Origin of the sequence: Alcanivorax profundi (assembly GCF_003597125.1) — a bacterium.
Taxonomy (GTDB): Bacteria; Pseudomonadota; Gammaproteobacteria; order Pseudomonadales; family Alcanivoracaceae; genus Alcanivorax; species Alcanivorax profundi.
Window position 1 is genome coordinate 984070 of the sequence record NZ_QYYA01000001.1, and the last position, 25124, is coordinate 1009193.

At 57.0% G+C, this 25124-nt stretch carries 23 protein-coding genes; 12 read left to right on the plus strand and 11 right to left on the minus strand.

Going from position 1 to position 25124, the window contains the following annotated elements:
• Positions 1 to 91 precede the first annotated feature (91 nt).
• The 3 genes from D4A39_RS04600 to D4A39_RS04610 are packed head-to-tail and all read left to right on the plus strand — an operon-like array spanning position 92 to position 3811.
• Positions 92 to 727: a class I SAM-dependent methyltransferase gene (locus D4A39_RS04600; RefSeq protein WP_022986544.1), complete on the plus strand. Its 636-nt coding sequence runs from the start codon at positions 92 to 94 to the stop codon at positions 725 to 727.
• 53 nt (positions 728 to 780) lie between these two features.
• Positions 781 to 3147 carry an endopeptidase La gene (gene lon / locus D4A39_RS04605; protein WP_022986545.1) on the plus strand — a complete coding sequence of 789 codons (2367 nt, stop codon included), beginning with the start codon at positions 781 to 783 and terminating at the stop codon, positions 3145 to 3147.
• Positions 3122 to 3811, plus strand: coding sequence for a pseudouridine synthase (locus D4A39_RS04610; protein WP_022986546.1), 690 nt, complete (start codon positions 3122 to 3124; stop codon positions 3809 to 3811). The genes lon and D4A39_RS04610 overlap by 26 nt, the downstream gene beginning before the upstream one ends.
• Positions 3812 to 3954: 143 nt before the next feature.
• On the opposite strand, the gene D4A39_RS04615 is transcribed toward D4A39_RS04610, so the two are convergent.
• Entirely contained in the window at positions 3955 to 4278 is a 324-nt protein-coding gene (locus D4A39_RS04615; protein ID WP_022986547.1) for an SET domain-containing protein, read from the minus strand.
• A 98-nt stretch (positions 4279 to 4376) separates the two neighbouring features.
• Between D4A39_RS04615 and D4A39_RS04620 the strand changes: the two genes are divergently transcribed.
• Positions 4377 to 6038, plus strand: coding sequence for an ABC1 kinase family protein (locus tag D4A39_RS04620; protein WP_233192073.1), 1662 nt, complete (start codon positions 4377 to 4379; stop codon positions 6036 to 6038).
• Positions 6039 to 6042: 4 nt separating this feature from the next.
• Positions 6043 to 6831 carry a M48 family metallopeptidase gene (locus tag D4A39_RS04625; protein WP_031227013.1) on the plus strand — a complete coding sequence of 263 codons (789 nt, stop codon included), beginning with the start codon at positions 6043 to 6045 and terminating at the stop codon, positions 6829 to 6831.
• Between the two features lie 113 nt (positions 6832 to 6944).
• Here the strand turns inward: D4A39_RS04625 and nfuA are convergent, their stop codons facing one another.
• Positions 6945 to 7538 (minus strand): Fe-S biogenesis protein NfuA, encoded by a 594-nt coding sequence (gene nfuA, locus D4A39_RS04630; RefSeq protein ID WP_022986550.1) that lies wholly within the window; start codon positions 7536 to 7538, stop codon positions 6945 to 6947.
• A gap of 228 nt (positions 7539 to 7766) precedes the next feature.
• On the opposite strand from nfuA, the gene D4A39_RS04635 reads away from it, so the two are divergent.
• The 3 genes from D4A39_RS04635 to D4A39_RS04645 all read left to right on the plus strand — a co-directional run bounded on the left by D4A39_RS04635 (position 7767) and on the right by D4A39_RS04645 (position 10272).
• Entirely contained in the window at positions 7767 to 7997 is a 231-nt protein-coding gene (locus tag D4A39_RS04635; RefSeq protein ID WP_022986551.1) for a DUF2970 domain-containing protein, read from the plus strand.
• 144 nt (positions 7998 to 8141) lie between these two features.
• Positions 8142 to 9791: a nitrite/sulfite reductase gene (locus D4A39_RS04640; protein WP_102790942.1), complete on the plus strand. Its 1650-nt coding sequence runs from the start codon at positions 8142 to 8144 to the stop codon at positions 9789 to 9791.
• Positions 9784 to 10272: a DUF934 domain-containing protein gene (locus tag D4A39_RS04645; RefSeq protein ID WP_022986553.1), complete on the plus strand. Its 489-nt coding sequence runs from the start codon at positions 9784 to 9786 to the stop codon at positions 10270 to 10272. Before D4A39_RS04640 ends, D4A39_RS04645 begins: the two co-directional genes overlap by 8 nt.
• 41 nt (positions 10273 to 10313) lie before the next feature.
• On the opposite strand, the gene D4A39_RS04650 is transcribed toward D4A39_RS04645, so the two are convergent.
• From D4A39_RS04650 to D4A39_RS04675, 6 genes are all read right to left on the minus strand, one after another.
• Entirely contained in the window at positions 10314 to 11270 is a 957-nt protein-coding gene (locus D4A39_RS04650) for a zinc transporter ZntB (protein ID WP_022986554.1), read from the minus strand.
• Positions 11271 to 11390: 120 nt separating this feature from the next.
• On the minus strand, positions 11391 to 12380 hold the full coding sequence (locus D4A39_RS04655; protein ID WP_022986555.1) for a YhdH/YhfP family quinone oxidoreductase: 990 nt from the start codon (positions 12378 to 12380) through the stop codon (positions 11391 to 11393).
• A 31-nt stretch (positions 12381 to 12411) separates the two neighbouring features.
• The gene (gene sohB / locus D4A39_RS04660) at positions 12412 to 13464 is read right to left on the minus strand and encodes a protease SohB (RefSeq protein ID WP_022986556.1); all 1053 of its coding nucleotides are present in this window, start codon (positions 13462 to 13464) and stop codon (positions 12412 to 12414) included.
• A gap of 158 nt (positions 13465 to 13622) precedes the next feature.
• Entirely contained in the window at positions 13623 to 14270 is a 648-nt protein-coding gene (locus D4A39_RS04665) for a hypothetical protein (RefSeq protein WP_022986557.1), read from the minus strand.
• A gap of 12 nt (positions 14271 to 14282) precedes the next feature.
• Positions 14283 to 15086, minus strand: a complete 804-nt coding sequence (gene nudC, locus D4A39_RS04670) for an NAD(+) diphosphatase (RefSeq protein WP_022986558.1) — start codon at positions 15084 to 15086, stop codon at positions 14283 to 14285.
• Position 15087: 1 nt separating this feature from the next.
• Positions 15088 to 16767 (minus strand): FimL-related protein, encoded by a 1680-nt coding sequence (locus D4A39_RS04675; RefSeq protein ID WP_119917576.1) that lies wholly within the window; start codon positions 16765 to 16767, stop codon positions 15088 to 15090.
• Positions 16768 to 17125: 358 nt separating this feature from the next.
• On the opposite strand from D4A39_RS04675, the gene nhaB reads away from it, so the two are divergent.
• Entirely contained in the window at positions 17126 to 18715 is a 1590-nt protein-coding gene (gene nhaB, locus D4A39_RS04680) for a sodium/proton antiporter NhaB (RefSeq protein ID WP_022986560.1), read from the plus strand.
• Positions 18716 to 18823: 108 nt separating this feature from the next.
• Here the strand turns inward: nhaB and dnaQ are convergent, their stop codons facing one another.
• From dnaQ to D4A39_RS04695, 3 genes are read right to left on the minus strand one after another with little or no spacing between them, the layout of a single operon-like run.
• Entirely contained in the window at positions 18824 to 19558 is a 735-nt protein-coding gene (gene dnaQ, locus D4A39_RS04685; protein WP_119917577.1) for a DNA polymerase III subunit epsilon, read from the minus strand.
• A gap of 24 nt (positions 19559 to 19582) precedes the next feature.
• Complete coding sequence (gene rnhA, locus D4A39_RS04690; protein WP_022986562.1) at positions 19583 to 20014, minus strand: ribonuclease HI; 432 nt, start codon at positions 20012 to 20014, stop codon at positions 19583 to 19585.
• 4 nt (positions 20015 to 20018) lie between these two features.
• Positions 20019 to 20804 (minus strand): class I SAM-dependent methyltransferase, encoded by a 786-nt coding sequence (locus tag D4A39_RS04695; protein WP_119917578.1) that lies wholly within the window; start codon positions 20802 to 20804, stop codon positions 20019 to 20021.
• A 45-nt stretch (positions 20805 to 20849) separates the two neighbouring features.
• Here D4A39_RS04695 and gloB point away from each other — a divergent pair, with 45 nt between their 5' ends.
• The 3 genes from gloB (at position 20850) to D4A39_RS04710 (ending at position 25122) form a co-directional block, all read left to right on the plus strand.
• A complete protein-coding gene (gloB, locus tag D4A39_RS04700) occupies positions 20850 to 21623 on the plus strand; it encodes a hydroxyacylglutathione hydrolase (RefSeq protein WP_119917579.1) in 774 nt (257 codons plus the stop codon).
• A gap of 69 nt (positions 21624 to 21692) precedes the next feature.
• Positions 21693 to 23297: a LysM peptidoglycan-binding domain-containing protein gene (locus tag D4A39_RS04705; protein WP_031227018.1), complete on the plus strand. Its 1605-nt coding sequence runs from the start codon at positions 21693 to 21695 to the stop codon at positions 23295 to 23297.
• On the plus strand, positions 23275 to 25122 hold the full coding sequence (locus D4A39_RS04710; protein WP_233552409.1) for an extracellular solute-binding protein: 1848 nt from the start codon (positions 23275 to 23277) through the stop codon (positions 25120 to 25122). The genes D4A39_RS04705 and D4A39_RS04710 overlap by 23 nt, the downstream gene beginning before the upstream one ends.
• Positions 25123 to 25124: the final 2 nt, after the last annotated feature.

Consider the following 25124-nt stretch of genomic DNA (forward strand, 5'->3'; position numbering starts at 1 on the left):
GTACCCATTCCCCCATTATGCCTGACATTGCAGGGCTTGAATCCCGCGAGCCTTGACCGTAGTGTTTCAATCTTTTAAATGGCGGTGGATTATGTCAGTACCTGTTATACGCGCAGGCGAGCCTCACACCATTCGCACCCGGGGCATTACCCTGCTGCGTTCCGGTCACAAGGAAATCCGTCGCCTCAAACGCGCCAACCATACCCCATCGATTCATGGTAACAAGGTATGGAACTCCAGCTTCCTTATCATGGATCACCTCACCCGCAATAAACTGGACGCAGACGACCACCTGCTGGATATTGGTTGTGGCTGGGGGCCACTGTCGATCTTTACCGCCAAGCGGTTTAGGTGCCGGGTCACCGCTGTAGATGCCGATGCAGATGTTTTCCCCTATCTTGACCTGCATGCGCAGATCAACAAGGTGGATATCACCACCGAACAGCTTCGCTTTGAAAAGCTCAGCACCGCCCGGCTTAAAGACGTCACGGTCATGGCCGGTGCTGACATCTGCTTTTGGGACGAGCTAACCCCTGTGCTCTATAACCTTATCCGTCGCGCCCTGAGAGCCGGAGTAAAGCAGATCATCATCGCCGACCCTGGCCGCTCACCTTTCTATGCTCTGGCAGAGAAATGCGAACAAGGGGGCCTCAATTCCCGCGTCGTAGAGCGCAGGAGCAAGACCCCGAAGAATCTCTGTGCCGATTTGCTGATTATCGACAATTGAAATTCCACCACCCGGCACCATGTTATTTCCACGTTCAATGGAAGTGACACACCATGACTGACGATATTCAAGACACCGATACCGCGCAGGGCAGCCTTGCCCTGCCCGACCAGTTGCGCCCGCAACGCATCTATCTTATCCCTGTACGCCACAGACCCTTTATGCCCGGGTTGGTGCAACCAGTGATGCTGGACAAACAAATCTGGGAACAGACCCTCGAGCGCGTTAGCCAGACCCCCCATCAATCGCTGGGCCTGGTCTACGTGGGCGACAAAGACCCTGACACCGTCGCGCTGGAGGATTTCCCGGAGTACGGCTGCTTGGTGAAAGTTCACGCTCTGAATCAGGAAAATGATCAGTTCCAGCTCGTCGCCCAGGGCGCATCCCGCTTTCGTATTCAGGGTTGGCTGAATCGCAAGCGTCCCTATATGGCAGAAGTCAGTTACCCAGAGCCACGCACAGACGCGGATGAAACTGTACGTGCCTATGGCATGGCCATCATCAATACCATCAAGGAACTGCTGCCGCTCAACCCGCTGTATAACGAAGGGCTGCGTCACTACCTGCAAAACTTTTCACCCTCCGAGCCCTCTCCGCTAACCGATTTTGCGGCAGCGCTGACCAGTGCTTCAGGCAAAGAGCTACAAAGCATACTCGAAACCGTTCCACTCAAGCCTCGTATGGAAAAGGTCCTGACGCTGGTAAAAAAGGAACTGGAGGTCGCCCGGCTACAAAACCAGATTTCCGAAGAGGTGAACGAGAAGGTCAGTCGCCACCAGCGCGAATTCTTCCTTCGCGAACAACTCAAGATCATTCAGCGCGAACTCGGCCTGAGCAAAGATGACAAGACCGCCGAAGCGGATGAGTTCCGTGAACGGATGAAGACCTTGTCTCCTACCGATGCGGTAAACAAACGGTTTGAGGACGAACTACAAAAGCTGTCTGTACTGGAAACCGGCTCCCCTGAGTATGGTGTAACCCGCAATTATCTGGACTGGCTTACCAGTGTTCCCTGGGGGCAATACAGTCACGACAATCTTGATCTCAGCCATGCCCGCGAAGTGCTCACCCGGCACCATAGCGGCTTGCAGGACGTGAAAGACCGCATTGTTGAATTTCTTGCGGTTGGGGCACTACGTGGTGAGGTCAAAGGCTCCATTATCCTGCTTGTCGGCCCCCCTGGGGTCGGCAAGACCAGTATTGGCAAGTCCATTGCCGAAGCCCTGGATCGCAAATTCTACCGCTTCAGCCTTGGCGGCATGCGCGACGAAGCCGAAATCAAGGGGCACCGCCGCACCTATATCGGTGCCATGCCCGGCAAACTGGTTCAGGCGCTGAAAGAAACCGGCACGGCAAACCCCGTGATCATGCTCGATGAAATCGACAAGCTTGGGCAATCGTTTCAGGGCGACCCGGCCTCGGCCCTGCTGGAAGTGCTGGACCCCGAGCAAAATCAGGATTTCCTGGATCATTACCTTGATGAACGGCTCGATCTCAGCCATTCGCTGTTTATCTGTACCGCCAATACCCTCGACAGCATTCCTGGCCCCTTGCTCGACCGCATGGAAGTGATTCGGCTCTCCGGGTATATCACCGAAGAGAAAGTGGATATCGCCCGGCAGCACCTGTGGCCACGCGCCCTGGAGCGTGCCGGCGTAAAACCCGGCCAGCTCAAGATCAGTGACAGTGCCCTGCGGCAGGTTATTGAAGGGTATGCGCGGGAAGCCGGGGTACGAAACCTCGAAAAGCAACTGAACAAGATTATCCGCAAGTCGGCCGTCAAACTGCTGGCTGGCGAGAAGAAGCTCAGCATCAGTGGCAAGAATTTGTCTGAGTTTCTGGGGCAGCCCTACTTCCAGACAGAAAAAACCCAGCGAGGCGTTGGCGTTGTCACCGGCCTCGCCTGGACCAGTATGGGCGGTGCCACCCTCTCTGTAGAAGCCAGTCTGGTCCACAGCAAGCAACGTGGTTTCAAACTGACCGGGCAACTCGGTGACGTAATGAAAGAATCCGCGGAAATTGCCTACAGTTACGTGGCGAGCCACCTGCAGGACTACGGGCTGGCGGAAGACTGTCTCGACAATGCCTTTATCCACCTGCATGTGCCGGAGGGCGCAACGCCAAAGGACGGCCCCAGCGCAGGGGTCACCATGGCCAGCGCCATTCTGTCCTTGCTGCGCAACAAGCGGCTGCCGCGCAAGGTCGCCATGACGGGAGAGCTGACACTCACCGGCCAGGTGCTGGCCGTTGGCGGGATCCGAGAGAAAATCATTGCCGCCCGGCGGGTGAATATTCGTGAAGTGATTCTTCCCGATGCCTGCCGGCGGGATTTCGACGAGTTGCCGGATTATCTGAAAGACGGCCTCACCGTGCACTTTGCCAGCCAGTATAGCGATGTCTTCCAACAACTCTGGGGCTGATACTGCCCCCTACTACATTGTGCCCACCTGTCACGAGCGGGTGGGCATCCTGTATCAGGATCCGGACATTCTTCTGATCAACAAGCCTGCCTACTTGCTCAGCGTTCCCGGGCGCGCCCCCGAGAACAAGGACTGCGCCATTACCCGTCTCAGCCTGATTTACCCGGACATACGTCTGGTGCATCGTCTGGATCTGGATACCTCGGGCCTGATGGTCTTTGCATTGAGTCAGCGAGGGCAAAGCCAGCTAAGCCGTTTATTTCAGCTGCGAACAGTCAAGAAGCGGTATCAGGCGGTGGTACAGGGTTTGGTCGAGAAGGACGCCGGCAGCATTGAGCTCCCCCTGATTGCGGACTGGCCCAATCGTCCGTTGCAGAAAGTCTGTCATGACACCGGCAAACACGCCCTGACCCACTATCAGGTAATGGAGCGCGACGAACGGCATAACCGTACCCGCCTTGCTCTGAGCCCCGTCACCGGGCGCAGCCACCAGTTACGCATCCACTGTCGGGAACTGGGCCACCCCATCATTGGCTGTGATATGTACGCCCCTCCCGAAGTCGAAGTCCTAAGCCCCCGCCTGCTGCTGCACGCCGAATGGCTAGGCTTCAACCACCCCGTCACCGGCCTGTGGAGCGAATTCACCTCCCCCTGCCCGTTCTAGGCCGTGTAGTCGCTTAAGGTTTTTACGACCCAAGTCTCGCAACCCGAGGCTCTTGCATCTATACCTCGCCAGGGCCCGGAATGACCAAGCTTTTGCATTTGGGTTTTAGCTATTCACTATTCACTGTTAACTATTAACTGCTCTTATTCCCACTCATCCCCATAATCATGCAGCAATTCCGCCCCCGCCTTGACCGCTTTGAGGGTCACGACGGTCAGGTCATCGTAATAGGCCACATTGGGTTGCTTGCCATGGTTGATAAACCGCAGATTGCACAACACCCGGTATCGCTCTTCACCGTCATCATCAATCCAGAGCACGTAAGGCCCCTGCCCTTTTGCAGGTTGAGTCTTGCATAGTCCCAATTCCGTGCCTTTGGGAATCGACTGGCGGGCAAACAGACCCCGACCATGAAGCGGGCTTTCCCTGACTTCGACCAGGTCTTCTCTTACATAGGGTTTTGACATGCTTTTGCACTTCTTGCTGCCGTTGATGCCATGGCATCTTGCCAGAATTCATCACAAGCTGTAATTCTCTGGGACTGACACCTCAACAAGGATCCGTTGTGAATCTGCTGCATACCGGTAAAGACCTGCTTCGCATGAACGAGCTGGCAGGCATTTTGTTCAAGTATGGTTTTGCCGACGTGATCCGCCGGCTTGGGCTGGCCACCCCCATTGAGCAGGCGGGCAAACTGGTCCGCAGCCCGGTAAAGGGCGACATCCTGCGCATGGGTACCGCAGAGCGACTACGCTGTGCACTGGAAGAAATGGGGCCCACCTTTGTCAAGCTCGGCCAGATCCTGGCCACTCGGGTTGACCTGTTTCCGCTGGACTGGATTGCCGAGTTCGAGAAGCTGCAGGATCAGGCCAGCGCCATTCCGTTTGAAGAGCTTGCCCCATTGATTGAAGAGGCCCTGGGCAAGCCGATTGACAGCCTGTTTGCCCGTGTCGACCCGACCCCAATCGGGGTGGCCTCCATTGGTCAGGTGCACAGCGCCCTTACCCGGCGCGGCCAGAAGGTTGTGCTCAAAATCCAGAAGCCGGGTATTCGTAACAAGATCGACTCCGACCTTCGCCTGCTCGACCAGCTGGCCAAGCTGGCTTGCGACAACTCCGTGGAAATCCGTCGCTACCGCCCGGTGGAATTGATCCGTGAATTCCGCCGTTCGTTGCTGCGGGAGCTGGACTTCACCATTGAAGCCCGTAACGCCGATCGAATCCGCAAAAACATGCGTTCGCTGAAATGGCTCACCGTCCCGCGGGTTTACTGGGAGTTGTCGTCATCCACCGTTCAGGTTCAACAACACATTGAAGGCATCCCGGCGAAGGCACTGGAAAAGCTGGATGCCGCGGGCCTTGACCGGGCCCAGATTGCTCGCCGTGGCGCCCTGGCCGCCTGGAAAATGGCACTGGAAGACGGTTTTTTTCATGCCGATCCGCACCCCGGGAATTTCATCATCCTGCCGGGCAACCGTATCGCCATGCTCGATTTCGGCATGGTCGGCAAGCTCAGTCATAGCCGCCGAGAACAAATACTGCAGATGACCCGCGCAGTCGTCATCCGTGAAGCTGAACAGTGCGCGGCGGTTCTGGCCAGCTGGTCCGATGGTCAACCGGTGAACTTCGAACAATTGGTGTCGGATGTGGAAGATGTCATCAGCCAGTATCACGGCGTCTCCATCTCGGAACTGGATATCACCGCGTTGCTCAATGACATCACCGCCATGGTACGCAACCATAATCTGGTGCTGCCCAGTGATATTGCCCTGTTCATCAAGGCCATCATTACCCTGGAGGGATTCGGGCGCCTGCTTAACCCCGACTTCGATCTGATGACCGAAGCCGAGCCCCTGCTCAAGCGCATGATCCGCACCCGCTACTCTCCTGCCCGACTGGCCAAAAGCCTGAGCCTGCGGGCACTGGATGTGGTCGACAAGGTCTATGCTCCCCCCCCTGTCCCCGGCCAGCAAAGCCCCCAGGAGCAGGGACTGGACCCCCGCCAACTGGAAAGAATGGTGACCCGACTGGAACGGGGCCAGTATCGGCAGGTCCAAGCACTATTGGTCGCCTCTTCGTTCATTGGCGGCAGTGTCATGCTGGCTGGCAAAGTTGGGCCATCACCTTGGGGTATCTCCCTGTTTGGCCTTATAGTCTTCCTCGGAAGCGCCGGCTGGGCCAGCTGGCTAATGTGGGTATCCCGACGTTTCCTTCGGGAATGGGAGTAACGGAATGACAATGAAGAAACCGCTTATCATGCTTTGCGCTGGCGTAGCGCTGGCAGCCTGTGCCACCTCCCCACTGGGACGAAACCAGTTTCTGCTGATGCCGGCAGATCAAATGGATGAAATGGGCGCCACCGCCTATGCGCAAATGAAACAAGAGACCCCTGTCAGTAGCAGTCAGCAGCAAACCGCTTATGTACGCTGTGTGGCCACCGCCATCACCTCAACGCTGGATGGCAGCCAGCAGTGGGAGGTCAACCTGTTCCAGGACAACAGCGCCAATGCGTTTGCCCTGCCAGGGGGCAAAATCGGGGTCAATACCGGTCTGCTCAAGGTCGCCACCAATCAGTCACAGCTGGCGACGGTCATCGGTCATGAAATCGGCCATGTGCAAGCGCAGCATTCCAACGAGCGCATGTCACTGGAGTACGCCACCCAAAATGGCCTTCAATTACTGGGCGCAGTGGCAGGTGAAGACAGCGCCACCAAACAGGGCATCATGGCCGCACTCGGTGTCGGCGCCCAGTATGGTGTCGCACTGCCGTTCAGCCGCAAGCATGAAGCCGAAGCCGATATTATTGGTCTTCAGCTCATGGCCCAGGCGGGCTTCGACCCTCGCGAGAGTGTAAATCTGTGGCAGAACATGGCGGCTGCCAACGGCGATGGGCCACCGGAATTCATGTCCACCCACCCCTCCAATGCCACCCGCATCGGCGGGCTGCAAGCTCGTCTGCCAGAGGTGATGCCGCTGTACAACCAGGCCAAGGCAGCGGGCCGCAAGCCGAGCTGTGGATGAAAGCCGCTATGAGCTTTCAGCTACGAGCTACGAGTTAAAACCCTAAAACAAAAACGCAGCCTCAAGGGCTGCGTTTTTGCTTTTGCTGGTAGCTCATTGCTCACAGCTGCCTTCTAACTGTAGTAAGCGTTGTCCGTCACGGTATGGTCTGTCTTGTCACGAACCCCCGTCAGTTCCGGTATACGCTCTTTCAGGGTTTTTTCTACCCCGTCTCGCAGCGTCACGTCGACGACGGAACAGCCCTGACAGCCACCGCCGAATTCCAGCACTGCGACCATGTCCTCGGTGAGCTCCAGCAGCTGAACACTGCCGCCGTGAGAAGCCAGATTGGGATTGATCTCTGCGTAAAGCACGTAGTTGATCTTCTCTTCCACACTGGCGTCTTCACTGATATCCGGCACACGGGATTTCGGCGCCCGGAAGGTCAGCTGACCACCCATGCTGTCTTTCTTGTAGTCGATGACCGCATCTTCCAGATAACGCACGCTTTTACCTTCGATCCAGGCATGAAAGCCCTCGTAATCGAAGCGTACATCGTCCTCTTCCTGCTCACCGTCCGGGCAATACGCCATGCAACACTCGGCATGGGGGGTGCCGGGACGCTCAACAAAGATACGCACGCCAATGCCGCCCTGATCCTGCTTGCCCAGCAGGTCTCGCAGGTAGTCCTGGGCCGGTTCGGTGATGTCGATCAACTGCTCTGCCATTACGCTTCCTGATCCGGTTCGTGGCCTCAAGCCGGCCTGAAGGGCGACTGAGGTCTCTTTCCTGAGTATTTTAGTCAGGTACTCAGCATATTCAATGGTGCCACCGCCCAATCGTTTCAAGGGTGGGCCGAACGGCATCATTACGGGGTGTTCCCACCCTCGGCAGCGGCGTACAATATGCGCCCCGATTCCCGGCGTTTAGCCGTCGCCATAACGCAGGACTATGTGATGACAGACCCCAAGGATGCACCGGATCAGGACACCAAACCTGGCCTGCTGCAAACGATCAACAGCATTCTCGCTGCCCTGTTCGGTGTGCAAAGCGCCAAAAACCGGGAGCGGGACTTCACCAAGGGCGATGCCGGCAACTATATCGGCGTCTACGTCATTCTGGTGATTGCGCTTGTTATCGGCATGGTCATCACCGTCAACATGGTGCTCGACGCTGCCGCGAAATAGGCTTTTTTATATCGGTTGCCGTTATAGAGATATGCCAAGATATTTCTTTTCACTATAAGGGCGCTTTGTTAGAGTGCCGCACTCACCCAGTGCGGGTGGCGCTTAGCTATTGAATTTCAAGCAAAAGGACGGTGATACAGTCCCATGTACGTCTATCAGGAACACGATCAGCAACTGCTGAATGAACGGGTAGCGCAATATCGCGACCAGACGCGTCGATACCTGGCCGGGGAGCTCAGCGAGGATGAGTTTCTCGCCTTGCGCCTGCAGAACGGCCTTTACATCCAGCGTTATGCGCCCATGCTGCGCATCGCCGTTCCTTATGGCCTGCTGTCTTCCCGTCAGCTGCGCCGGCTCGCGCATATCTCCCGCACTTACGACAAGGGCTTTGCTCACGTCAGCACCCGCCAGAACGTGCAAATGAACTGGCCGGCACTGGAAGATGTGCCTGACATTCTGGCCGAACTGGCCGATGTCCAGATGCATGCCATCCAGACTAGCGGCAACTGTATCCGTAACACCACCACCGACGAATACGCCGGCGTGAACCCGAAGGAAATCGAGGATCCACGCCCCTGGTGCGAAATTATCCGTCAGTGGTCAACCTTCAATCCGGAATTCGCCTACCTGCCCCGCAAGTTCAAGATTGCGGTCAATGCGGTGCCTGATGAAGATCCGGCCATTATCGGTGTTCACGATATCGGTGTGCAGCTGGTACACAACGATGCTGGCGAAACCGGCTTCCAGGTATGGGCAGGCGGCGGCCTGGGTCGTACCCCCATGACCGGCGCCGTGATTGGCGAGTTCGTGCCGTGGCAACACCTGCTGTCTTATCTGGAGTCGATCCTGCGGGTGTACAACAAGTACGGCAACCGCGACAACAAGTACAAGGCCCGTATCAAGATTCTGGTGAAGGCGCTGGGTGCCGACAAATACCGCGAGCTGGTGGAAGAAGAATTCGCTGAGCTCAAAGATGGCCCCATGACGCTGACAGAAGCCGAAGTGGCCCGTATTCAGGCCTGCTTCACCGATGTGGAATACCGCAGCGATGTCGACACCAGTGAACTGGATGCCCTGCTGGCAGACAACAAGGCCTTCAACCGCTGGTACCACACCAACACCCGCCCTCACAAACAGGCGGGATACCGTGCGGTCACCCTGACACTGAAAAAAACCGGCCGGGTCCCTGGCGACATCAGCGACGAGCAGCTGGATGCCGTTGCCGATCTTGCCGACAAGTACAGCTTTGGTGAAATCCGCAACAGCCACCAGCAGAACATGGTGTTCAGCGATGTGGCGGCCAGTGACCTGTTCGCCCTTTGGCAGGAACTGGACGCACTGGGCTTTGCGACCCCCAATCTGGGCCTGCTCACCGATATGGTGTGCTGCCCCGGTGGCGACCTGTGCGCCCTGGCTAATGCCAAGTCCATCCCCGTGGCGGAATCCATTCAGCGCCGCTTTGACGACATGGATTATCTCCATGATCTGGGCAAGATCGACCTGAATATTTCCGGTTGCATGAACGCTTGTGGCCATCACCACATTGGCCACATCGGCATCCTTGGTGTGGACAAGAAAGGCAAGGAGTTCTACCAGGTTACCCTGGGAGGCCGTGGTGATCGTGAATCAAAGGTAGGCGAAAAAATGGGCCCGTCTTTCGAATCCGACGAAATCACCGACGTGATCGAAAAAATCATTGGCCTGTATGTCGAGAAGCGCCTCGAGAACGAGCCCTTCATCGACACCTACGAGCGTATCGGCATGGACCCGTTCAAGGAGCATATCTATGGGTAAGGTCATTATTGACGGCGCCATCGTGGATAACGAATGGGCACGCCTGGAAGCAGATGCCCTCGAGGCAGGCCTGCCGGATGGCAAAGTCATCGTTCCACTGGCTTATTGGCAAGAGAACCGTGACACCCTGATGACCCGTGGCGATGTAGCTGTTTGGCTCGCACCGGGCGAAGAACCCAAGGACCTGGCAGATGACCTTTCTGCCCTTTCCCTGGTGGCTATTCACTTCCCTGCATTCAAGGATGGCCGCGGCTATTCTTACGCTCGCGAGTTACGCACCCGCTTTGCGTTCAAGGGTGAAGTGCGTGCCACAGGCGATGTGTTACGTGATCAGTTATTCTATCTGGCCCGCTGCGGTTTCAACGCGTTCGAAGTGCGCGAAGATCGCAGCATCGAAGAAGCCGTAGCCAGCCTGAAGGATTTCACCGTCCGCTATCAGGGTGATGTGAACGACCCCCGTCCGATCTACCGTCAGGCCTGATCGCTTTACCTCGCCAAACGGTTCGAAAACGCCGCTGCGCCTTATAGCCAGCGGCGTTTTCGCATCCAGATCAGCACGCCAATGGCAATCACTGTCATGCCGGCACAGAACCAAAGGAAAGCCTTGTCATTCTCGACGCCGGGCAACCCGCCCACATTGATACCAAACAACCCGGTCAGGAAGCCAAGCGGCAAGAACAATGCTGAAATCATCGCCAGCAGATACATGCGGTCATTGATGGCTTCGTTCTGAACCGAAAAGACCTCTTCCTGGAGCAGAGTCGCATGTTCACGGGCAGCATCAAGGTCTTCAAGAAGTCGCTGGAGCCGGTCTGATGCTTCACGTACCAACAGGATATCGTCTTCACCAAAGTGGCGGTCAGACTGAAGTTTCGCTAACGCCTCACGCTGCGGCGCCAGATAGCGGCGCAAGGTAATCGCCCGGCGACGCAAAAGACTCAGCTGAGAGGTCAACGACATGGTCGGAGACGCCTCCAACTGCTCAGCGCAGCTTTCTACCTCCGCCTCGAGATTCTCGATCACATCTTCCATTCGCCAGGTCAGCTCATCAACCAATCTGGCGACCAGCCCCGACGCACTTACTGGGCCGTCTCCACCCGCCAAAGAGCCCTCGACCGTCTCGACGGTCACTAACGTACGCTTCTGGGTGGTGATCACACCATGGGGCCCGAGCCACAATCGCAGCGCAATCATATCTTCCGGCCTGGCTCCCGGATGAAGGTTCACCCCTCTCAGGTAAACCAGAAGGCCGCCATGAACTTCCGACGCCCGCGGCCGGGTTTCCGCAGCGGTGAGCGCTTCAATCACGCCGTCAGGGATACCATTGGCGGACATCCAGTCGGCACTGGCCTGTTCGGTATAATCGAGATGGACCCAGTGAGTACGATCAGACTGGAGAGCCTCGTCCGTGCCAAAAACCGTACGCCCTCCCCGGCCATCCAGGTAACAGGCGATCTTGAGCCAATGGTTTTTATCCATATCCGATGCTGCCGTCCATATTCGAAAACATGGATGAATAATGAATCATAGGGCACCGTAGAATCCATAAAAAACGCGGCCAAAGGCCGCGTTTTTACGAATCCGCAACAACGCTGGATCTCAGGCCAAGCGCACCACCACGCGACCACGCACGCCACCTTCGAGAATTTTTCCAACCCACTCGCTAACGTCTTCAAGACCAATTTCGGCCGCTTCCAGCGCCTTCGGATTTTCTGGCATCCACTGATCTGCAAGCAACTGCCACATCTGTTGCTTGATTTCACAGGGTAACTCCACGCTGTCTACCCCAAGCAGGTTCACGCCACGCAGAATGAACGGGAATACCGTCATCTCCAGATTCGGCGAACCCGCCAGGCCACAACACGCTGCACTACCGCCGTATTTCAGACTCTTCAGCGCCCCGGCCAGCATTTCACCACCTACGCAATCTACCGCGCCAGCCCATTGCTCTTTGAGCATGGGTTTGCTGGCACTTTCCAGAAACGCCTTGCGATCCACAATCTCAGCAGCACCAAGTTCACGCAGCCAGTCATGAGAATCGGCCTTGCCAGTGACAGCCGCAACCCGAAAACCCAGCTTGGCAAGAATTGCCACGCTAATGGATCCCACACCACCAGTAGCACCGGTCACCAACACCGGGCCCTGATCGGGATTTACCCCGGTATCGAGCAGCGATTCGACACACAGCGCGGCAGTCAGCCCGGCAGTGCCCATCAACATGGCATCGCGGGGCGCCAATCCTTCAGGCAACGGCACCAACCACTCAGCAGGCACACGAATATACTGCCCATACCCCCCGTCGGTATTCATACCCAGGTCATAACCTGTACAAATCACCGTATCGCCAACCGCGAAGGGGCCATTGCCGGTTTCTTCGATGACGCCAACAGCATCAATCCCGGGGGTATGAGGAAACGTTCGGGTCACCCCTTTGTTTCCGGTAGCAGACAGGGCGTCCTTGTAGTTGAGAGACGACCACTGCACACGCACCAACACACCCTCACTACCCAGATCAGCCAACTCACGTTCTACCACCGCATTCTGGTAGCCATTGTCGCTTTCGGTGGTCAGTAATGCCTGAAACGTCATGGTCCTCTCCTTTGACAGGGTGTTAATCAAATTAATGCATCTGCCGTTGGCTGCCACGGTGCCACAATTTTTCCACCACCCGGTGCAGCACGTTTTCCATGGAAAAGCCCAACCGCTCTCCAAGCTTGCGTTTTACTTCCCAGTTAACCTGATACAGGGCCTGGTTGTCCTTGCGCAATTGCAGCAACTCATCACTGGTCATGATGTCATCAATCAAACCCAGCTCTTTGGCCTGAGCGCCAAACCAGTGCTCGCCGGTGGCGACCTTGTCCAGGTCAAGACCGCGACGGTTATCGCGCACAAAATCCTTGAACAGCTGGTGCGTGTCTTCCAGTTCTTGCTGAAACTTTTCACGGCCCTTTTCGGTATTTTCGCCGAGCATGGTCAGGGTACGCTTGTATTCCCCTGCCGTCATCAGCTCCACATCGATGTCATTTTTCTTCAGCAACCGATGAAAGTTAGGGATCTGGGCGACCACACCAATGGAGCCGATGATGGAAAACGGGGCGGCGACAATCCGGTCAGCAATACAGGCCATCATGTAACCACCACTGGCCGCAACCCGGTCGACTGCGACGGTCAGCTTGATGCCACTGTTACGGATACGACGAAGTTGCGAGGCCGCCAGCCCGTAGCTGTGCACCAACCCACCCGGGCTTTCCAGACGCACCAACACCTCGTCATCCTGGTTGGCCACCTGCAGCACCGCATTGATTTCCTTGCGCAGGTTTTCCACGCAGCTGGCCTGCACATCACCATCAAAGTCCAAGACAAACAAGCGGGGCATGGCTTTGTCTTCTGTTCCTGCCTTTTTCTTTTGCTTGGCTTCCAGCTTGTCCTGCTTTTTGCGCTCTTTACGCATTTTCTTGCGCTGGCCTTCGGGCATGATCTCGTGCTCGAGACACTCTTTCAGGTCCTCGAAGTCATCATTCAGGTGACGCACTCGCAGGTCACCCTCCTGATCCGCCTTACCGCGGCCCCGGCTGGCAGAGGCGGCAATACCCCCAATAATGAAGAGAAGCGCCACTACCAGAGTGACAACCTTGGCGAGAAACATGCCGTATTCAGATAGAAACGCGATCACAATGTACCTGCTTGGGTATTTTCAATGAGTGCTGCCCGACAGGGCAAACAGAAAGATCCCGGTGATTCTACCGAAGCCGGGTACAGAGGGGTATGCCAAACGGGGAGTCAGGACAGGCCTTTTGGCATGCCCCAGAGAGGCATGCCTGAACCGGGCAATCAATTCCAGCCAGAAATGGCCTGTTGCGCAGCGCCGTTCATGGGACGGGCTACCAAGCCTGTTGCCCCAGCGTTGACTTCAAACAACGCGCCATCCGCCATGGGCAGATAGGCAGCACTACCATAACGCGCGTCAACAAGTATGCTCCAGCCATCATTGGCCATTTGCCAGACATCAATCCCAACCGGCTCTCGATGCAGGCTGTATACCGTGCGATCCCGGGAACGCTCGTCTTCCAGAGCATAATAACGGCCAGATATCCGGTCGAGCTGATAACCGGGCTTGAGACCGAGCAGACTGAAAGGCAGCCGCCACTTGATGATGCGCGCATCCAGTTGCCACTGATCACCTTTCAGGCGGAAATCCTCCGCGCTACCATCAGTGCGGGTCACCGTGGCAATAAACGATTGATCCCCGGATTGCCGAAAACTTACCGTCGCCACCGGCACTTCCTGGGCATATTCCTTGTAACCGTAGATATTCAGGGCAAAGAGGCTCAGATAAACCGCCGCCACGACCAGCAAAATGCCAGCGGTGCCCTTCAACCATTGCAGCAACCAGCGCTGACGCAACAGCACCGTTGCACCCAGCAGCACGAAAATCAGGCTGAAGGCAAACAGAACCAGAGGGGCGAGCGTGTAGTTCATGAAAAATCCTTGTTATCTAAAGCGGGTGACCCAGTGATCAATCAAGCTGCGGGCGATACTGCCGGGCGGCGGAGTCATTGGTAAATCGTCAAAATGGAACCACCCGGCCTCAACGATTTCATCGTCATCAATACAAATTTCACCACTGGCATAATCCGCCAGAAACCCCAGCATCAGTGAGTGCGGAAACGGCCAGGACTGGCTCCCCAGATAATGCAGCTCACCAACCTCAATGCCGCTTTCTTCTCGGACCTCACGAGCCAGCGCCTGTTCCGCGGTTTCACCGGCTTCCATAAAGCCGGCAAGACAGGAAAAGAACCCTTCAGGGAAGCGTTCGGAGCGACCCAGCAAGGCATACTCGCCCTTGGTTACCAAGGTAATTACACAAGGCGTGATACGAGGATATTGGCTGTAGCTGCAGGATGGGCATACCATGGCAAGATCACGGGGGTGCGGCTCTGTCGGGGTACCACAACGACTGCAAAAACGGTGATTTTTCTGCCAGGAGAGAAATTGCAACGCGCGACTGAACATGGAGAAGCCAGGCTCATCCAGGGCTCCCATCAGCCGCCTTGCAGGCAAGGGTTGCAGGCTACCATCGTCTAGCTCATGGCGGCTGAACTCACAAACATAGCACGGCTCATCGCCAAGCCAGCCAAGGAAATGGTAATCAGGGTGCTGACGCAGCAGAAACGCGGGCAATTGTGGCAGCCAGTCCTGGCCTGGGGCGCCCGCCACCAGGATGTTTTGCTCGTGAATCACGTAACACCGCGCGGTATCCGCATCACTCGGTTCCGGGCGAGACAGATCAATCATGTCAGGCAACCTTGTCTACCGGGAAGCCCAGCGCTTTGACACTCTCTTCTGCCACTTCGAGCACCCCTTCGCCAATAGGCTTCTGCTCTTCCATACTCTCGAGATAATAATCAACACCGGTCAGGGCATCTGCCAGAGTTTCCATGTTTTCACGTGTCGGGGCTGTTTCACCTTCAATCAATTGCTTGCGAATGTATTGGTGACAAGCTTCAGTGACGCCCCTCGCCCGCTGCAACTCAAGAAACATCAGCCCCCCGGCAATAGTGGCAAAGGTACCAGGCAGATTCGATAGATGCATGGCATCCCAGTTGTTATCCATAAACGAACTGATAGACCGCTTGGCAAGGGCTAACCCGGCTCGGCACTCACCAACAACCGTCATGCGGGCATCATCGAGCTGGTAAAGAGAAATCGCGGTATTGTTACTGGCTTTGTGGACATCATCCTCAGGTGCCAGGCTACGCTCAAGATTGGCCGCCACATTTTCCACTCGTAGCAAATCATCAACTAAGGCGTGAAAAGCGTCGGTCTCGACATTCTGGTCTGCTGGCCACTGGCGAACCTGGGCAGAACGATCCTTGATGGCCGCAGCATCATCATCCTTGCCGATCATCGACAGGGTGCTACCCAGCTGACTTAGGCTGTTCGCCACCGATTCATAATTGGTATCGGCCACCCCCTGGGAGGCAAGATCCAGGGTCTGTTTCAGCTCGCCAATTTCATCCCGCATGGCACTGGCCACAGAACGAATCACTGAGCCACTCGCACCCGTCATTAAAGACAGCTCACGTTGCAACTCCGTATCCGAAATCGCATTCTTCAGATCAAAGACCTGTTTCACCTGGCCAATCACACCCTCCTGAACTGCGCTCAATGAAACCAGATAGAGGCTTTCCTTGAGCAGCAGTAACGGCGCATCCTCCTCCAGCGCCTGACCACCGTCGTACACCACCTTCTTGAGCTGGCGATCGTACTGGGAGAGTAATGCCTTGCGGGCAGGTGTCAGAGCCATCTCATCCGCCGCCATAGCCATCAGGGCGGCCTGCCCGACCCAGAAAAAACGACTTAGCCCACACGGGCCAGCCGCCTTGTCGAGTCGTGCCATGGCACGAGCCATTAGTTTGAGATGCGGCGGCGGATTTTGCTCCCGCAGAATACCGACCAGACCGACCTGATACATATGCCGCAAGCGGCGAGATAATCCCGTCAGCTCATCACGGCTGACCTCACTGACAGGGGCTTCCGGATTGCGCTGGCGGGACAGATCCGCGCTGAAGAAATGGCTCTCCTGAATCAATGGCTTGCCGCCCGCTCGTCGCAGCTCATTGATCCCGCCGATCAACAAGGATGGCAGGGTACGGTTCTTCAGCTGAACGTAATCGAAATAACGGGTCAGGAGCACAATGGCATTGCCCAACGCCTGAATCCGGCTTTCAGACACCTTTTCCAACAGCTCACGAGCCGCCAGTGCCATCTCTTCGCTCATCAGGGCGGCAGCAGGAAGCTCGACTACCTGGCAGATTCCCCTTAACTGCTGAAACGCTGTAGCGCAGTGCTCCAGCTCTTCTTTCAGGGCGTGATCATCGGAAAACGCCTCTAGCCGGGTCTCAGCTTCGGTCAAGGTGCTATCGATCGCTTCCTTGAGAAAAGTCAGGGAGGTGGTGTTTGTAATGGCGACCATGGACTCTCCGCAAGCACCAAACTTTATTATTGTCGGGCTGAAGCCCGGGTATTGTGCCCCCCGGATGCGCCCGAAACAGTACAACAAGATTGTAAAACAAGGCGCATCAACTTTGGCATGCGATTAAACACTGCGTCAACTTTCAAATGTAAGCAACTGATTTATTGGCTTTTTGTTAACCTCGCCACAGTTGCAAAAGGGGTATAAGTCTTATTACCTACTACCCCTACCCAGCGGGGATCACAATACGACCTTGATCTAGGACAATTTGTCCACCCTTTGCACTGTACTGGGGCATGGCAACTCCTTATCATTGCCGCGCCCAACTCCCCTAGCCAACGCCCAGCAGGTAATTGTCATGCCCGCGACCATCGGCCGCGCCTTTTTGCACAACTTTCTCGGTCAGGCTCCAGCCTGGTACAAGTACACCATCATTGCGTTCCTGGCGATCAACCCTCTGGTGGCCCTGACCCTCGGCCCTGTTACCGCGGGCTGGCTGCTGCTTGCAGAATTTATCTTTACCCTGGCCATGGCCCTAAAGTGCTACCCGCTACAGCCGGGTGGTCTGCTGGCCATTGAGGCGGTCATGATTGGGCTGACCTCAGCCGATACCGTGCTGCACAAGGTAGAAAGCAACCTTGAGGTGATGCTGCTGCTGATCTTCATGGTAGCGGGTATTTTCTTTCTCAAAGACCTGCTGCTATTCATGTTCACCCGCATCTTGCTGGGGGTGAAATCCAAGGTGCGATTGAGCCTGCTTTTCTGTATGGCGGCAGCGGTGCTGTCTGCTTTCCTGGACGCACTGACCGTTACTGCGGTGGTCATTGCCGTTTGTACCGGCTTCTATGGCATCTACCATAAGGTCGCCTCTGGCAAGACATTCCAGCAAAAACACGACCATGGTGACGATACCAGCGTTGAAGAACTGCACCGCGAGGACCTGCGGCGATTCCGTTCTTTTTTGCGTAGCCTGTTAATGCACGCCGCGGTCGGCACCGCACTGGGCGGTGTCTGCACACTGGTGGGGGAGCCCCAGAATCTGCTGATTGCGAACAAGGCAGGCTGGGAGTTTGGCGAGTTCTTCCTGCGCATGGCCCCCATTACCCTGCCGGTTCTGTTGGTGGGATTGATGACCTGCGTCTTCCTTGAAATCAGCGGCAGCTTTGGCTACGGCGAGGATATCCCCGAAAAAGTACGTGGCATCATGCGACAGTACGCGCTGGAGCAAGACCGCAAACGCACCCCCCAGAACCGGGCAGCGCTGGTTGTCCAGGCAATCACGGCCGTCTGGCTGGTCGTTGGTCTGGCCACTCACGCAGCCTCGGTTGGCCTGGTGGGGCTCACGGTCATTATTCTTGCCACATCCTTTACCGGCATCATCGAAGAACACCGCCTCGGTGCAGCGTTCGAAGAAGCCCTCCCCTTCACCGCGTTGCTCACCGTCTTCTTCGCGGTGGTCGCAGTGATCGCCGATCAACAGCTGTTCGCACCGGTCATCGAATACGTACTGACCCTAGAGAAGCATGTTCAGGGCCCGGCGTTCTACATCGCCAACGGGGTACTGTCAGCCGTGTCCGATAACGTTTTCGTCGCCACGGTCTATGTGGACGAAGTCGGCCAGGCGCTACTCAAGCAGGAAATTGACCGCGATACCTTTGACCTGCTGGCCGTCGCCATCAATACCGGGACCAACATTCCCTCCGTTGCGACTCCCAACGGCCAGGCTGCCTTCCTGTTCCTGCTGACGTCTGCGCTGGCGCCTCTGGTCAGGTTGTCCTATGGCCGCATGGTGATCATGGCCCTGCCCTACACCATCGTCATGTCCATCACCGGTCTGGTGATGACGGCCATGGCACTGGAGCCGGCGACTACCTACATGTACGAGAATGGCTGGATTGAGCACCACGATGCCAGTGAATACAGCGAAAGCCCTGAAGAGCATCATTGATAGGGGCAACCGGGGAAGGGGGCTTACCCCTTCCCCGGTCAGACAGAAAGACAGGATTAGAGAGCCAGCCTGAAAGGCTTGGCACGCAAGGCGTTGTTCAGAGGCTCCCTAGTGCAGCGAATCGCTCTCGGAGCGTTCCCACAGGGTAGGCTCGCCATTACTGCCCGCAATGGCTTGCAGCTTGGCACTGTGCCGTGCCACTTCAGACTCACTTGCACGCACCACTTTCAACGGTGAGCGCTGGGCATCCAGCCGGCGGATGGCTTCTGCCACTGCGCTTCCGCCCTGATCAGCGCCTTCACTCCCCCCCAGCGACAGCCGGGTCTGGCCACCGGTCATGGCGAGATAGACATCCGCCAGGATCTCCGCATCCAGCAAGGCCCCGTGAAGCTCACGGTGCCCGTTTTCCACGTCATAACGGCGACACAACGCATCCAGGTTGTTCTTCTGGCCGGGATGCTTCTGCCGTGCCATAACCAGGGTATCCAGTACCCCGCAGCGCTGTTCAATGCTGCCGTAGGCGGCGCCCAGCCGGCGCAATTCATGGTTCAGGAAGCCCACATCAAAGGGGGCATTGTGAATCACCAGTTCGGCGCCATCCACGAAGGCCAAAAACTCATCGACCACCTTGTCAAACGTAGGCTTATCCGCCAGGAACTCGGTGCTGATGCCGTGCACAGCCAGCGCCCCTTCGTCGATGTCCCGTTCAGGGTTGAGGTACAGATGAAGATTATTGCCGGTGATCCGGCGATTGATGACTTCCACACAACCGATTTCGATCACCCGATGTCCATCATTGGGCTCCAGACCGGTAGTTTCCGTATCGAGTACGACCTGACGCATTAGCTTTCCTTCACCAGTATTCGGTTACAACTCGTCGATGCCACGATTGGCCAGCGCATCTGCCCGTTCATTTTCCGGATGTCCGCTATGCCCTTTGACCCATTGCCAATCGATGGTGTGTGGCTGCGCAGCGGCATCCAGACGCTGCCACAAATCCACATTCTTGACCGGCTGCTTTGAGGCCGTTTTCCAGCCGCGCTTCTTCCAGTTGGCCATCCAGGAGGTAATGCCATCCATGACATAACGGGAATCCGTGGTCAGCACCACCTGGCACGGCTTGGTCAGGGTTTCCAGCCCACGAATCGCGGCCATCAGCTCCATGCGATTATTCGTGGTCTCAGGCTCTCCACCGTACATTTCTTTCTCATTGCTGCCGTAACGCAACACAACGCCCCAGCCCCCTGGGCCAGGGTTACCCCGGCAAGCGCCGTCGGTATAAATATAAACTGCTTTCAATGAATCAGGACTCCCGGTTCTGCTGCCCCCAGCGCGCCACCGGCACAGGAACAACGGTATTGCGAGGCACTTTACGTTGACGGCTCGGCAAAGGCTTGACCATACCCGCCCGCTTACGGGCAACCAGCAAGTAGGTACCGCCATGACGGGGCCACAATACGCCCCCCAGCCACGCCAGCAACCGAATCCGCGAACGGCCATGTTGAGAAAGCGGCATAGTATAGAAGCCACTGGCCATCCCATCGACCTCAAATCCCAACACCTGCAGCCAGTCCGTGACACGGTTTGGCCGGTAGAAACGGCCGGACCAGCCAGGGCGCTCACGCCAAAAGAACCAGCGCGCCAGCCCCATCATGCTCAAGGGATGGAAACCGACCAGCGCAATCTTGCCCCCCGGCGCAATCGCCCGGCTGGCTTCCCGTAACACCTGGTGAGGGTCCTGTGCGAAATCCAGCACATGATGCAGCACCATGAGGTCGACGCTACTCTTGGCAAAGGGCAACAACTCCGGCCGCGCCTGGATCGCCACTCCGTCAAACCCTGGCGGCGCCACCGAGGTATGCCAGCGCAAGGGGCACTCGCGCAGCAAGTCCTGGCCGCGGCTACTGTACGCCACCACAGCACGCTGGCCGACCTGGCCGCGCAACCACTCGTTGAGCATGCCCGCTTCAGCAGCCAGCACGGCCTGGCCGGGCTCTGTTTCGAGCCATTGGTCGAACGCGCGGACCATCACTTCCGAGCCTGCGGCAGAGGGGCTGAACGAAATACGGTTGAGTGGCGGCAATTGCATGGGGACAATACCTGTTAAACGTCTTCTTCAGGAGCCTATCACGTCATGCTATCGAGCCCCACTGCCATCCCCGCATTCCGTGACAACTATATCTGGGCCATCTCCCGTGGCGACGCTTGCGTCGTGGTCGATCCCGGTGACGCCACCCCGGTCGAGGAGTTTCTGGCCCAGCACGCTCTTGCTCTCACTGCCATCGTGATCACCCATCACCACCCGGATCACGTGGGCGGAATCGCAACCCTTACCGCCAACAGGGATATCCCCGTGTATGGCCCAGCCCGAGAATCCATTCCCGGCATGACGCATCCCTTGCGCCACAATGACTGCATTACCCCCGCTGGGCTCGATATCGCCCTCAGCGTGATGGAGGTGCCTGGTCATACGCTGGGACACATTGCCTTCTACTGCGCCGACCAGCACTGGCTGTTTTGTGGCGATACCCTGTTTGCCGGAGGTTGCGGGCGACTGTTTGAGGGAACTCCGTCACAAATGCATGACTCCCTTCAAACCCTCGCCGAACTGCCTGGCGAGACCCTGGTCTACTGTGCCCATGAATATACTCAGGCCAATCTGGACTTTGCCCTGGCGGTAACGCCGGACGATCTTCGGCTGCAGGCACGACACAGCGCCGTGAAGCAGGCAAGGCAGCTGGGTGAGATTACCCTGCCCTCCACGCTGGCCGAAGAAACCCGTACCAACCCCTTTTTGAGGGCATCGGACCCTGCTGTCAAAGCAGCCTGCGAGGCCCGCGAGCCCGGTGCCAGCGAGAGTGATACGCAGACTTTTGCCACCTTGCGTCGCTGGAAGGACAACTTTTAGCCTTCAGCGCTTGCTGCCGGCAAAGCCTGACTTTTAGAATTACCAAAAATTTTTGCTGTCCGAATTATTATGAAAATATTTTTTAGCGCAGCCATGTTGCTAGGACTGGCCCTGTTGTCTGGTTGCGCCAGCCATCAATCCATCGATGAATTACCTCCCATGCCAGCGGCCGAGCCGTCGGTAGATGATGTGAACCTGGCCAATGGCATGGAAGAGCCCGCGCCGGTGGAAGACGCCAGCAATCCCGACCCGGCTGATGATGACGATCTGTGGGTTCGCCTGCGTGCCGGATACGGACTCGATCTCACCGTTGAAAACGACCGTATTCGCGTGCAACGGGAATGGTATGCCCGTCACCCGCAATACTTTCAACGGGTGACCACTCGCTCCGAGCGCTATCTTCACTACATAGTCGAACAGGCAGAAGCCCGTGAAATGCCACTGGAACTGGCACTACTACCCATAGTGGAAAGCGCCTTCGACCCCTTTGCCTATTCCCACGGTCGCGCCGCAGGCCCCTGGCAGTTCATCCCCTCCACCGGTGACTACTTCGGCATGCACCGCACCTGGTGGGAAGATCAGCGTCGCGATGTCATCAAATCTACCAATGCGGCCCTGGATTACCTGCAGAAACTGTCCAATCGCTTTGACGGCGACTGGCTTCTGGCGCTGGCCTCCTATAATGCCGGTGGTGGCACGGTCTCACGGGCCATTCGCCGCAACGAAGAAGCGGGTAAACCGACAGATTTCTGGAGCCTGAAACTCCCTCGCGAAACCACAGCCTACGTGCCCAAGCTGCTCGCCATCGCCCAGATCGTGCAGGAGCCGGGCAAGTACGAGGTACCACTTCACCCCATCCGCAACGAACCCTATTTCGAGCAGGTGGACACCGGTGGGCAAATTGATCTGGCCCAAGCGGCCCGGCTGGCAGACATTTCTGTCGAAGAGCTGTACCTGCTCAACCCATCTTACAATCGCTGGGCCACCTCACCGGACGGCCCTCACCGGCTGCTAATCCCGGTTGAGCGGGCAGACACCTTCCGCACGGGCCTCGCTGCCCTTCCCGCTGACCAGCGCATGCAATGGGCCCGCTATGAAATTCAGCCCGGTGACAACCTCGGCGCCATTGCACGCCGTTACCGCACCACCCCACAAGCGCTTCGCAGCATCAATCATCTGCAGGGAAGCACCATTATTGCCGGTCGTACCCTTTTGATTCCTGGCCCGGCGGCCAGCAGCGACAGCTATACCCTCAGCGCGGAGGCGCGCCTCGCCGCAAAACAAGGCCGTGAGCGAAGCGGGCGTACCCGGCAGAACTACACGGTACGCTCCGGCGATACACTCTGGGACATCGCTCGTTCCCACGATGTCGGGATCAAAGAACTGGCACGATGGAATGATATGGCGCCCGGCGACAGCCTCAGCATCGGTCAATCACTCGCCATCTGGACCAAGGGCAACAAGGCCACTACTCCAGCCAAGCGGGCACATGACAAGATGGTGCGCAAAGTCCGTTATGCCGTACGTAACGGGGATTCCTTGTATGCCATTGCCGACCGCTTTAATGTATCGGTAAACGATATCAAGAGCTGGAACCAGACAGTGGCCAGCAACCGATACATTCAACCCGGGCAACGGCTGACTCTTTACGTTGATATTCGCCAATCTTTCTAAACGATGTCTGATCACTGCCTGCCTGAGCCTGGGGATTCTCCCTTCGGCACAGGCGGAACAGCCCCACGTCACTCGTAGCCATGGCTACCACCCCTTCGGCGACCTGAAATACCCTGCCGACTTCAAGCATCTGGATTACGTGAACCCGGACGCCCCCAAAGGCGGCAGTATCACCTTGTTCGGAAACGGCACCTTCGACAGCCTCAATCCCTATATCCTCAAGGGCATCAGCCCCGCTGATACACCCGGCATCCAGATGTACGGGGTCACCGAGCTGGGTGACAGCCTGCTAATGGGATCTCAGCCACATAACCCGCTGGGGGATGAAGCCGGAGCAGCTTACGGGCTGATCGCCGACTGGATTGAATACCCTGAAGACCGCAGCTGGTGCATTTTTCACCTGCGTGATGGCGCCCGCTTCCATGATGGAGAACCCATTCGCGCTGACGATGTGGTGTTCTCATTCAACACCCTGCGCGAACAGGGGCACCCCGAATACAGCCTGCGGCTGGTCGATGTGGCCTCTGTCGAAGCGATAGATCCACAAACGGTTCGCTTTACCTTCAGTGAGGCGCGGCGGGACTTGCCCCTGATTGTTGGCGCCATCCCGATTCTGCCAAAGCACTACTGGGAAAAACACGATTTTACCCGAACCACACTGGAACCGCCGGTCTCCAGCGGCCCGTACCGGGTCAGCGACATCAGTGGCGGTAAAAAGGTGGTATTTGAGCGGGTTGAAGATTACTGGGCACAAGACCTGCCAGTGAATCGCGGGCGTTACAATTTCGACAAGGTGATCTTCGAATTTTACCGGGATGCCGATGTGGGATTTGAATCGTTCAAGTCTGGCGGTTATGACCTGCATTACACCTACAGCTCGAAACGCTGGGCTACCGCATTCAACTTCGCCGCCATGAATGACGGGCGAGTCTTGCGGGCGGAAGTCCCCCACCGGATTCCCCGCCCGGTTCAGGCCTTTTTCTTCAACACCCGGCGGGCCCCCTTTGACGACCAGAGGGTGAGAAAGGCGGCAAGCCTGCTGTTCGATTTCGAGTGGTCAAACCGTAACCTGTTTGCCAACGCCTATACCCGTACCGTTAGCTGGTTTCCCAATAGCCCGTACCGCGCCAGCCAAAGCGCAACAGACGCCGAGAAGGCCCTGCTTGCTCCGCTGACCAGCGCATTGCCCGACGATTACTTTTCTGCGGACATAACCCCGCCGGTCAACGACGGCAGCGGCCAGATCCGTGACCGAATGCGTGAAGCCCTCACGCTTCTCAAGGAGAGCGGCTGGCAGATGCAAGGCAACAAGCTGGTCAACAGCGAGGGCAAACCCCTTCGCTTCACGGTTCTGAATTACCATAACCCCGGCATCTACCGCATACTTGCTCCCTGGTTCCGCAATCTCAAACGACTGGGTATTGAAGCCGATTACCGGGAAGTCGACCCTGCGGCCTACAAGCAGAAACTCGATCATTTCGAGTATGACGTGGTGCTGTTCGTGCTACCCATGCGCGACTACCCCGGCCCGGAGCTGAAGGATTATTTTCTCTCCGACAGCGCCAACATTTCGGGTAGCCGCAACCTGGCCGGCATCAGCGATCCGATTGTGGATCACCTGGTTAACACCGCGCTGTCCGCCGCGACAGAAAATGACTACACGCAGGCACTGCAGGCACTGGATCGTCGCCTGCGCTACCAGCATTATGGCGTCCTCAATTACCATATCCGCCACCACAGGATTGCCTGGTGGGACAAGTTTGCCCGTCCCCCGGAACCAATCCCCTTCGGGCTGGGTCTGGATACCTGGTGGATGAAAGAATAAAA